The sequence below is a fragment of the Algibacter sp. genome, from assembly GCF_049667265.1.
Lineage (GTDB): Bacteria > Bacteroidota > Bacteroidia > Flavobacteriales > Flavobacteriaceae > Algibacter_B.
In genome coordinates this window covers 1-10565 of sequence record NZ_JBATHX010000088.1, presented here as the reverse complement: position 1 = coordinate 10565, position 10565 = coordinate 1, and the positions used below count along the sequence as shown (strand labels likewise).

Annotated in this window: 12 protein-coding genes; 6 read left to right on the top strand and 6 right to left on the bottom strand. The window is 33.1% G+C overall.

Annotation, left to right across the window (positions count from 1 at the left end):
* Window positions 1–108: 108 nt before the first annotated feature.
* The 4 genes from WBN21_RS03325 to radC all read right to left on the bottom strand — a co-directional run bounded on the left by WBN21_RS03325 (window position 109) and on the right by radC (window position 3797).
* Complete coding sequence (locus tag WBN21_RS03325; RefSeq protein WP_424197878.1) at window positions 109–978, bottom strand: hypothetical protein; 870 nt, start codon at window positions 976–978, stop codon at window positions 109–111.
* Window positions 979–1062: 84 nt separating this feature from the next.
* The gene (locus tag WBN21_RS03320) at window positions 1063–1752 is read right to left on the bottom strand and encodes a YjjG family noncanonical pyrimidine nucleotidase (RefSeq protein ID WP_424197877.1); all 690 of its coding nucleotides are present in this window, start codon (window positions 1750–1752) and stop codon (window positions 1063–1065) included.
* The gene (locus WBN21_RS03315; RefSeq protein WP_424197876.1) at window positions 1742–3043 is read right to left on the bottom strand and encodes a polysaccharide deacetylase family protein; all 1302 of its coding nucleotides are present in this window, start codon (window positions 3041–3043) and stop codon (window positions 1742–1744) included. Before WBN21_RS03315 ends, WBN21_RS03320 begins: the two co-directional genes overlap by 11 nt.
* 55 nt (window positions 3044–3098) lie before the next feature.
* Entirely contained in the window at window positions 3099–3797 is a 699-nt protein-coding gene (gene radC / locus WBN21_RS03310) for a RadC family protein (RefSeq protein ID WP_424197875.1), read from the bottom strand.
* Window positions 3798–3861: 64 nt separating this feature from the next.
* On the opposite strand from radC, the gene WBN21_RS03305 reads away from it, so the two are divergent.
* From WBN21_RS03305 to WBN21_RS03285, 5 genes are all read left to right on the top strand, one after another.
* Window positions 3862–4455: an FMN-binding negative transcriptional regulator gene (locus WBN21_RS03305; protein WP_424197874.1), complete on the top strand. Its 594-nt coding sequence runs from the start codon at window positions 3862–3864 to the stop codon at window positions 4453–4455.
* A gap of 37 nt (window positions 4456–4492) precedes the next feature.
* The gene (locus WBN21_RS03300) at window positions 4493–5380 is read left to right on the top strand and encodes a dienelactone hydrolase family protein (protein ID WP_424197873.1); all 888 of its coding nucleotides are present in this window, start codon (window positions 4493–4495) and stop codon (window positions 5378–5380) included.
* A gap of 159 nt (window positions 5381–5539) precedes the next feature.
* Window positions 5540–6028: a hypothetical protein gene (locus WBN21_RS03295; RefSeq protein WP_424197872.1), complete on the top strand. Its 489-nt coding sequence runs from the start codon at window positions 5540–5542 to the stop codon at window positions 6026–6028.
* A 12-nt stretch (window positions 6029–6040) separates the two neighbouring features.
* Complete coding sequence (locus WBN21_RS03290; RefSeq protein WP_424197871.1) at window positions 6041–6766, top strand: hypothetical protein; 726 nt, start codon at window positions 6041–6043, stop codon at window positions 6764–6766.
* A gap of 92 nt (window positions 6767–6858) precedes the next feature.
* Window positions 6859–7293 carry a universal stress protein gene (locus WBN21_RS03285; protein ID WP_424197870.1) on the top strand — a complete coding sequence of 145 codons (435 nt, stop codon included), beginning with the start codon at window positions 6859–6861 and terminating at the stop codon, window positions 7291–7293.
* A gap of 79 nt (window positions 7294–7372) precedes the next feature.
* Here the strand turns inward: WBN21_RS03285 and WBN21_RS03280 are convergent, their stop codons facing one another.
* Both WBN21_RS03280 and WBN21_RS03275 read right to left on the bottom strand, forming a co-directional pair.
* On the bottom strand, window positions 7373–8728 hold the full coding sequence (locus WBN21_RS03280; RefSeq protein WP_424197869.1) for a UDP-N-acetylmuramate--L-alanine ligase: 1356 nt from the start codon (window positions 8726–8728) through the stop codon (window positions 7373–7375).
* A 185-nt stretch (window positions 8729–8913) separates the two neighbouring features.
* Window positions 8914–9864 (bottom strand): tetratricopeptide repeat protein, encoded by a 951-nt coding sequence (locus WBN21_RS03275; protein WP_424197868.1) that lies wholly within the window; start codon window positions 9862–9864, stop codon window positions 8914–8916.
* A gap of 208 nt (window positions 9865–10072) precedes the next feature.
* Here WBN21_RS03275 and WBN21_RS03270 point away from each other — a divergent pair.
* Window positions 10073–10565: hypothetical protein (locus tag WBN21_RS03270; protein ID WP_424197867.1), on the top strand; the 493-nt coding region annotated here is incomplete at its 3' end.

Below are 10565 nucleotides of genomic sequence, written 5' to 3'. Positions count from 1 at the left end.
CTTTTTTGTGTTGCATACCTGCCTGCCGGCAGGCAGGGGTGCAACAACACACAAAGAGCTTCAACAAATGCCTCAATCCCTAACGCAAATTCATGTTAACATTAAACTTTAGAATTTAATATTTAAAGCCTCTTGCACTAATGTATCACCAGAATAATACTCAACAACCCAATCATCACCTTTTTTGTAGATAATAGCACTTTTGCCTTCAACCAAATAAACATCCTTCAAATTGGAGTTTTTTATTCTATAAACCACTTTTGGAGAACTATCAACCAATTGAAATCCGTTATCAATAGCCTGCGCATACAGCACATTTGAAACTCCTTCAATTACCGCTACTTGATTATCTTGTTTTTGAGCAACTGGAATTACCTCCTTAACCACCACTTTAGGTACTTCAGGCTTCGCTTGTTCTACAACAGCAACCTCAGCTTGCTTTTCTTGTTTTAAAACCTGTATTTCTTTTTTTAGTTGTTGTATTTCTTCGGTAGCTTCAGTCTTAACTTGAGGCTGAGAGGCCGTACCAATAGAATTTATACTTGGCTCATACTTATAATTTAAAGCTTCAATGGATTTAAAAGCATCGCGTAAAGCCAAATTAAATGCGGTACTAAACTCTTTTTCTCGGCTTTCTCCCATTGAAGAAGTAAAAACTAATTTATTATTGCAATCCTTAAGCTCAACCTTAAGTTTTGTTTTTAACATGCCTGAATCCTCTATCACATCCGAAATTAAAGCCAAACATCTATTTTGACTTAAATCTTCAGGATAATCTGAACCTTCCATTAAAGCCTCAAAACCATATTTATTAAACAAAAACTCTGTAAGCGCGTTTATTTGGTATTGATTGTCCTCTTTTAAAAAATCGAACTTGTTAGGCACAATAACGTACTTATAATTATTTATGTTAGATTGTGCAAATACTGTGGTTGCAATAAAACAGGTTAGTACGATCGAAAAAAACTTAGTGTTCATGTGATTCATTTTATTTATCTATTTGTAAATATACAATATTGGTAATTTAAAAAGCCCCCAATTTTAGAAGTTGATGAATCCCATTTAAAGGAATTCTTTTAGCTGAATTAAGTTATCAATTTGTTTGATGGTATTATCAACAGTCATGTTGTTAAGATCAAAAAACACAACATCCATGCCCATATTTCGTGCTCCCATAATATCGGCTTCAAAACTATCCCCTATCATAACGCTTTTATTGGCGGTTGTATTAGCCAAATTTAAAGCAAAATTAAATATTTCAGGATTTGGCTTTTTTACACCAGCAATTTCAGAATTGGTTACCGTTTTAAAATAATGATCAATTTTAGAATAACTCATTTTTTTATACTGTACCTCTTCAAAACCATTGGTAATAATATGCAAATTATAGTTAATGCTTAAGTAATCTAAAATTTCAAAAGTGTTTTCAAACAAATGGTTAAAGGTGCATAAATGTGAAATATAATCGTCGGATAATTTATCTATTAAAGGTGCTTCAATTTTTAAGCCTAAGTCTACAAACGTTTCATTTAATCTTGCAAAGCGCAAAGCACTTTTTTCAATTTTATCTTCTCTGTATAACCGCCAATATTTTAAATTAATTGGTACATAATGGACAAGAAAATCGTCAATATTTGTGTCAATATTATTAATGGCAAAGATTTTCTCAAACGTTAACGCCGAGTTTTTATCAAAATCCCAAAGGGTATGATCTAAATCAAAAAACACATCTGTAATACCTTTAAACTTCACTTGGGGAATCTAAAATTAAATTAAACAATTCTTTAAAACCATTCCATCTGGTAATTTCACCAAAAGTATAATTATGAAATACAGGAACAAACTCACCATCAACCTTTTTAACTTCATTAATAATTTCATTCAATACCTTTTTTTTATCAAGTAGCGATTTGTGTTTTAAAAGCGCAAAATCCATAAGTTGATAAGGCACAATTTTTAATGGTGTTTGTACTTCATAATCCAAATCATAAAACAAAAACGGGGTGCATGAACCTGCTCTAAAACCTATGTGGTTGACATAGCCCATGGTGTAATCTTCTTGAACTTCTAAGGCTATTAAATTCCTATACGTTTCTGGCAAATTTAGTTTCGAGAAGGATTGTCTTGATGCTTCTAAGTTGGTATTTAAAATCTCTTCTATTTTTTGTTTTTCCTTCTTTAAAAGCACCTCATCTTCAAGAGCAAAATAAGAAATTTTTAATCCTACTCTACAATAATCTCCAACATGTTTAATGAGTGAAACAAACTTCTTTTTATTTGGGTTCACTCCTTTATCGTAAGTGGAATAATCGCCAATTAAAAAAAAGAAAAGAAATTTAAATCGTGATGTTTTTTGTCTGTTTATTAAATACTTAAACGTATCATAAGGGTCGTGCTTAAAGCCAAGTAGCACGGCAAATCGCGTATATAAACTTTTAAGTCTAAATCTAGCTAAATCCTTTATGGATCCACCAATAGTTCTCATTATACCTTTTAATTTGTAATGATATGCACTAGGCACATCAATTAAAGGCCTTATTTTATAGCTCCGTTTTGGAAATTTAAATTCTGGGAACTGTTTTTGAAGGGCATCTCTAAATTTATAAGCCCAAATATCTACAACGGGTTGATGCAAAAAACCCTTTTTATAAGCTAAACTTTCAGAAGCTGTAAAACGTCCGTATTCGTCTTTTACGTGGGGCAAATACTCTTCATACCGCGACAATAAATAAAAGGCTGCCGAAAAAATATCAAAAGGCATCACACTTTTTTCTCCTAAATAAAAAAAGCACTTGGTGTCGCCCCAATCATGCATATTAATATCAATATCACTTAAGCCTTGCTCAAACAAAATCTCATGGCTTTTTATAAAAAACTCACTTCCCAATTGTTGTTTGGTATAAGACATTTTTAAACTATCGTGCGCAATAAACTCTTCTATTTTAGTTGTAAAACCAACCTCAATTTCCAATACACGCGCACAGATATGTTTAAAAACATATTTTAATCTAGGTGAGATTTTATGAGTATATACTAATAACATAAGTTCAGTTGGCAGTATTCAGTAAGCAGTCTTCAGTCATAGATTTTCTATAAGTTTACAATAGTGATTCATCTGCAAAACTAAAGTATGCTTTTTCTGTTATAATTAGGTGGTCTAGTACTTTAATATCTAAACTTTGTGCTGCACTTTTAAGTTTTTGTGTAATTTGTTTATCGGCTTCGCTTGGTTTTAAAGTTCCAGATGGGTGGTTATGCGCTAAAACCAATCCTGTGGCACCAACTTCTAAAGCATTTTTAAGCACCAAACGCACATCTACCAAAGTGCCTGTAATACCACCTTTACTTAATTGATTTTTTTGCAACACTTTATTAGAATTATTCACATAGATAATCCAAAATTCTTCATGTTCCAATTCGCCAATAATAGGTTGCATGAGTTCAAAAACGGACGCGCTAGATGTGATTTTCCTTTTTTCAAGCGCCTCTTCTCCTCTACGTCTTCTTCCTAATTCTAAGGCGGCAATTATACTTATGGCTTTAGCTTCACCAATACCTTTAAATTCCATAAGTTGCTTAATGGTAAGTTTTCCTAAGGCACTTAAATTATTATCGGTACTTGCTAAAATGCGTTTACATAAATCGACAGCGCTTTCTTGACGGTTTCCAGAACCTATCAAAATAGCAACTAATTCGGCATCGCTTAAAGCAGCTTTACCTTTGTACAGTAATTTTTCTCGTGGTTGATCGTCTTGACTCCAGTTTTTTATTGAAAACGACGCTGGTTTTTCTTGCATTGGTTAAAGATAAATATTGTAAATTTATAAATCAAAATTTGGCAATCTAAAATCGTAAATCTATTTGAGCTACCCACCAAAACATCATCAAGACAACGATATTAATCACCTTATTGAAGTGGTTAAAACCTATCCGTTAGCCACATTAATTTCGGTTAAAAATAACGAACCATTAATTACGCACTTACCTTTAATTTATAATGAAGCTGGCAAACTCATCGGACATATTGATATCTACAATCCGCAGGCTGAACTTTTAAAGGATGATAACGCCATCATGATTATATTTTCGGGTCCGCAATGTTATATTTCACCAAGTATTTATGAAAGCACACAATTACCAACTTGGAATTATATTAAAGTGCATGTAAAAGGAAAAGTGAAGGCTATTGAAAGTAAAGATGCGTTAAAACAATCGTTAATTTCCATGACCGAATTTCTGGAAGCACCAGACCATAAATATGTTTTAGAGTCTGATAATAGAAGCATGAAAGGCTATCTGGATTATATAAAAATGTTTGAAATTACTATTGATAGTTGGGAAGGCAAGTTTAAACTCTCTCAAGACAAAAAACCTAAAGATACTGAAAACGCTAGAGCGGAATTGATTCGTTCTAACCAAGAAAGTATTAAAGTGTTTTTGGATAAAATATTTTAAAAATTCTTAACTTACATAATCTATAAAACTGTTGATTATGAAAGCCTTAAAAAAAGAAGACATTAAACAAGAAGTGTTTGATCTTTATGACGATTACGCTCATAATAAACTCAACAGAAGGCAATTTGTTGAAAAGCTTTCGCTCTATGCTGTTGGTGGTGTTACCGTATCGTCATTATTAAGTTTTATGTCGCCAAATTACTTCGATAATTTACTAGTAAAACCTAATGACCCAACTTTAGATTCAGAATATATTACCTACGAATCTCCAAATGGTGGAGGCACTATCAAAGGGTTGCTATCAAAACCTAAAAATAATAAAACCAAACTGCCTGGTGTTGTAGTCATTCATGAAAATCGCGGACTTAATCCATATATTGAAGATGTTGGAAGGCGCACAGCCAAAGCAGGTTTCATTAGTTTAGCGCCAGATGCTTTATCGCCTCTTGGTGGCTATCCAGGAAATGATGATGATGGCAGAGACATGCAGAAAAAGCGTGATAGAGATGAAATGGTTGAAGATTTTATTGAAGCCTATAACTACCTTAAATCTCATGAAGATTGTAATGGAAACATTGGTGTGGTAGGTTTTTGTTTTGGTGGCTGGATGGCTAATATGTTGGCCGTTCGAATCCCAGAATTGGGTGCTGCTGTTCCGTATTACGGAAGGCAACCAACCGCCCAGGAAGCTGCAAAAATTAAAGCGCCTTTATTATTACAATATGGAGAATTAGACACTAGAGTTAATGAAGGTTTACCTGCTTTTGAGGAGGTTTTAAAAACCAATAACATTGAATATACTGCGCATATATATCCTAACGTAAATCATGGGTTTCATAATAATACAACACCTCGATTTGATAAGGAAGCTGCGGATTTATCTTGGAGTAGAACTATTGATTTTTTTAAGGAGAAGTTGAAGTGATTTTAATTAAAAGGCAAAAAACTCATTCAAGATTTAATAATTTTAGAAACTAAAGTAAATTGGGCATCAAGGAAACTATTGCTTGCTTTTAAAATCCCAAATTTATATTTGTAAGAAAAATTATTATCTTAGTTCTCTTAAATAAATCCAAAAGTAAATTTGAAAATTAATTTATCAAAGTATAACAAGCAAATTAAGATATTGTCTGTTATTCCTGTTTTAGTTGGACTACTAACTATTGCTGAAGCGTTTTTACCTTATAAAAATATTCCCGCCACAGTTATTACAAAAAACGAAAGCTATAGAGCAAAATTCGATAGAACTACTTACAACGTCTATTTTGAAAGTAATAATGACCAATTCACAGAAGATATATTTAATGCTCTTGAAGTTGGAGATAAAGTTATATTGAGTACCTCCTATTTTCATGAAGAAACTTCAGAAATAACTAAAGTTGAATCTGGAAAAACCTTTAAAAATGATACTGGGGAAGTATATGTACAATACATTTTTGCTTTCGTTTTTTTAATCCCTGCACTAGCATGGTTTAAAAAACACAGCATCAGTAACAAACAAGCTAAATACTTAATATTTATAATTCTTTTTAGTCTAATTGACTTTTATCGAATTTTAAAACATCTTTCGTAAATCTTATTAAATATGAAAATCAACAAATTAACCATAGTCATAACATTAATTTTTGTTTTGCTTTTATTTATAGACCCTGTTTATGCCGGCCCAGGAGGTTCAGTGGCCAAAGCGTTATTTAAAACTTGGTGGGGTAAACTATTAATGAGTCTTTTAGTTATTATTTTCCTTCCTGTAATTTTTTATATTAGAATTATAGAATTTATTGCTGTTAGGAAAGCTAAAAAACTGCTTGCTAAACTTGGTCTTAAAAACAAAGATTTTATGTGGTTGAATATAGAAAAAAATGTTTCTAATGTTTTTAGTAGAGTACATATAGCTTGGGGTAAAGAAAACATGCAAGAAGTATCAGAATATGTAAATCATTGGTATTGGCAAAACCAACAGCTTGTGCATTTAGATAGATGGAAAAAAGAAAACCTTTTAAATGTTTGTAAACTACAAAGTATTAGTAGCATTAAGCCATTGTATCTAGAAATCTCCGAAAACGATAATTTTGAAGGTTCTAAAATAGCCTTTGAAATTACTGCAAATATCGAAGATTATTTGATAAATAGGAGCACAAGAAAAATAGTTCAAGGCAAAAGAGGCTTTAGTGATGAAAGCAAAGTTTGGATTATGGAATATACAGAAGGCAAATGGTTGCTTGACGATATTAGAAATGATGAATTTAGCTTAAGTTTTGCTAAAATGGAGAATGTTGTGCCAGAGTTCGTTAATAAAAATCAGTTAGCATAAATCAGAAAAAAGTCATAACTTAGAACAACAACCAATAAAGTTATTTGAAATGGAACTTTGACTTCGCATTTTAATTTATTAAAATAAGTGATATGAAAAATATACTGGTTACAATTGATTTTGATAGACACGAACAATTACTAATTGACAAAGCTTTTGAATTGGCTGAGAAATTCAATTCAAAAATATGGATAATGCACATTGCAGATCCAAATCCTGACTTTGTTGGTTACGAAGCTGGCCCCCAGTCCGTGAGAGATAGTCTAGCTTCAAAACTTAAAAAAGAACATAGGCTTCTAGAAGAATACTCTAATGCGCTAAAGAAAAAGGGTATTAAGGCTGAAGGTTTGCTTATTCAAGGAGGAACCATAGAAATGATAATGGAGGAGTCTAAGAAGTTACATATTGATTTAATAATTGCTGGACATCAAGAACATAGCTTTCTTTATAAAGCATTATTCGGAAGTGTTTCTAGAAAAATTGTAAAAAATTCAAAAATTCCTGTACTTATAGTTCCTTTAGACTAATTAAACAAAAGATGAATTTATTATAAATGCACTTAATTAAATTTACCTAAGATTTTTAGACGAATTTCCTAAAAAAAAGCTACCCAATCAACCCCTTAACCGCGTCAAAATCCAAACCACCATAATTACCAGAACTCATCAACAACAAAGCTTTATTTTCAAAGTTTTGCGAGAATAAAAAGTCTTTAAAATCGTCTGGGTTGGTGTAAATAATTAAATCGTCACGCTCAAAAGCATTGGCTATTTGTTCGTGGGTGACTTCCTCTAGTTTTTTAATTTCCACTGCGTGTGGCGAATAAAAGACTACAGCAACATCGGCAGCATCAAGAGCGCCTTTATATTCTTTTAAAAACTCAGCATTTAAACTGCTGTAAGTATGCAACTCTAAACAAGCTACTAAGGTTCTGTTTTCGTATTGTTCTTTAACTGCATTTGTTGTGGCTTCTACTTTACTTGGCGAATGCGCAAAATCTTTATAAGCGACACTAGTTTTACTTTCAGCAATTTTTTCTAGGCGTTTGCTAGCCCCTTTAAACGTGGCGATGGCTTCGTAAAAATCGTCTTCATCAATTCCCATGTGTTGGCAAATCCATTTAGCTCCTGCTAAGTTATTTAAGTTGTGTTTCCCGAAAACCTCAATTGGCAAATCACCTTCTGGAGTTTCTAATAAAGTTTGGCCGTTTTCTACTTTGTATTCTGGGGTTCGGTAGGCTATTTTTCTAATGGTATTTTCGCTTGCTTCTACAACTCGCTTTACTTCTGGATCTTCTTCGTTGTAATTAATACTTCCACCACTTACAATTGAATCTACAAAAATGCTAAACTGCTCTACGTAATTTTCGTAAGTTGGAAATACATTGATATGATCCCAAGCAATACCGCTTAACAAAGCAATATTGGGTTTGTATAAATGAAATTTTGGCCTTCTATCTATTGGTGAACTTAAATATTCATCGCCTTCAAGCACTATAAAATCGTTTGTTTCGGTGAGTTTTACCATCACATCAAACCCTTCTAATTGCGCGCCAACCATATAATCCACTTCCCTATCATGATAATGCATCACATGCAAAATCATAGATGTTATGGTGGTTTTTCCGTGACTTCCACCAATTACAACTCTAGTTTTGTGTTTAGATTGCTCGTACAAAAACTCTGGGTAACTGTAGATTTTTAGTCCGAGTTCTTGTGCTTTAAGTAACTCTGGGTTGTCTTCTTTGGCATGCATACCTAAAACAATAGCATTTAAACTAGATGTTATTTTTTCTGGAAACCAACCAAATATTTCTGGTAATAACCCTTTGGCATCTAACCTAGATTTTGAAGGTTCGAAAATCGTATCGTCACTTCCAGTTACCAAGTATCCTTTATTATGTAATGCTAATGCTAAGTTGTGCATAGCTGCACCGCCAATGGCTATAAAATGTACGTTCATCTTTTTATTTTGAATGTATTTTGCAATTTTGACTAACACTTTTTTTAAGCATTATATCAAGAAGTAAATATATGAATTGAAGTTGTAAACTCGTAGTCCGAAGCCGGAAGTTTTTGCGTTAGGGATTGAAGAGGAAAGCCTGATCCTTGTGGTAACCTGCCTGTCGGCAGGCACCCGCCCAAATACTAAAGATTTAAAATACGCTCCTTTTCTGCTTTAAAAGGTTTGATTTTTGGGAGTTGTGTAATGGCTAAATCGATGTATTCTAAAGCCGTTACTTTATTGTTTTTATGGGCGTAAATTTGTGCCAAACGATAATGTGCCCAAGCTTTTGGAACACCATCTTCAGGCGAATAATTTTCAAGATATATTTGCAAACATTGCTCACCTTTTTCAAGTTCGATGGCATACTCTGCCGCTACTTTACCAATTTGATAGTGCAAGGCATTACGGTGCAAATTTTTGTGTGCGTTTTCAATGTTTTCAATGGCTTTTTCGGGCTGATTTTCCTTTTCGTAAAGCGTGGTAAGTTTATTAAAACAGGTTAACGAACCGCCTGCTTGAATGGCCATTTTGTAGTACTTCTCGGCCAATTCTGGTTCGTCATCATACTCATTTACATAGCCTTTTGCGAGGTAACCATCTACTTTTGAAATGTCTTCTAATTCTTGAGCATATTTTAGCGATTTACTTTTGCTGCCACCAACAATTCCAGGTAGTTGCATATACAATTCAACCAAAGCCCAACGGGTTTCAATATGGTTTTTATCCAGTTCGGCTGCTCGCGTAAAGGCACTTTTTATATCGCCAATTAACCCAATGGCTTTAAGTTTATTTTCCAGAGCTTTCATGCCCAAAACACCGCCATATTTGTAATGATAATTGGCCGTATTAGGTTTAGCATTTACCAGTTTTTTGTAGGCATCCTTGGCTTCATCCCACTTTTTTTGATGTCCGTAAGCATCACCCAAAAGTTCTGTGGCTTTTAAATCATCTGGATGGTCTTTTAAAAAATCAATAATCTGAGTTTCTGCTTTTTTAAACTGTTTTTGATTAAAAAGTGTTTGAATGCCATTCAAATTTACCTGCGAAAAACTCACACACGGAATTAGTAAAAGGAGCCAAATGTTCTTCATAGCGTTTGAATCGGAATACAAAAATAAGCTTTCTTGCAGTACGTTGTTTTTCCTTTAAGATAATCTTAATGATTTAGCATTTTTGTAATATCTAAAACTGCCTTTTTACTTGCAAATTGATTAACTTCACTCATCGAATCGTCCTATTTACTAATTTTCTGTTTTTTGGAACGGCTTTTGAATATACATTAGAGACAAAATTAAACACATGAAGCGCTCACTATTATTATTTATGATTATACTATTTTCAACGTTTTCACAGGCTCAAAATCCTAACTATCTCGATTTGTGGACTCAAGTCGAAAAATATGAAGTTGATGGTTTACCAAAATCTGCTTTAAAGCTTGTTGGTGATATTGAAAAACTTGCAGCTAAAGATGACAACCATCCGCAACTTATTAAAACCATGCTTTTTAAAAGTAAGTATGCCTTAATTTTAGAGGAAGATGCGCAATTAAGCATTATTAACGACTTTAAAAACCGCATTGCGACAAGCGAATTTCCAACAAAAAACCTTTTGGAAAATATATTGGCTAATTTATATTGGCAGTATTTTAATCAGCACAGATGGCAGTTTTACAACCGAACTGAAACCGCAGAAAAAGTAGACGCTGATGATTTTAGAACTTGGGATTTACAAACGCTTTTTGATGAAGTGCATGTACATTTTCAAAGGTCTTTGGAGAATGGATTGATGCTGC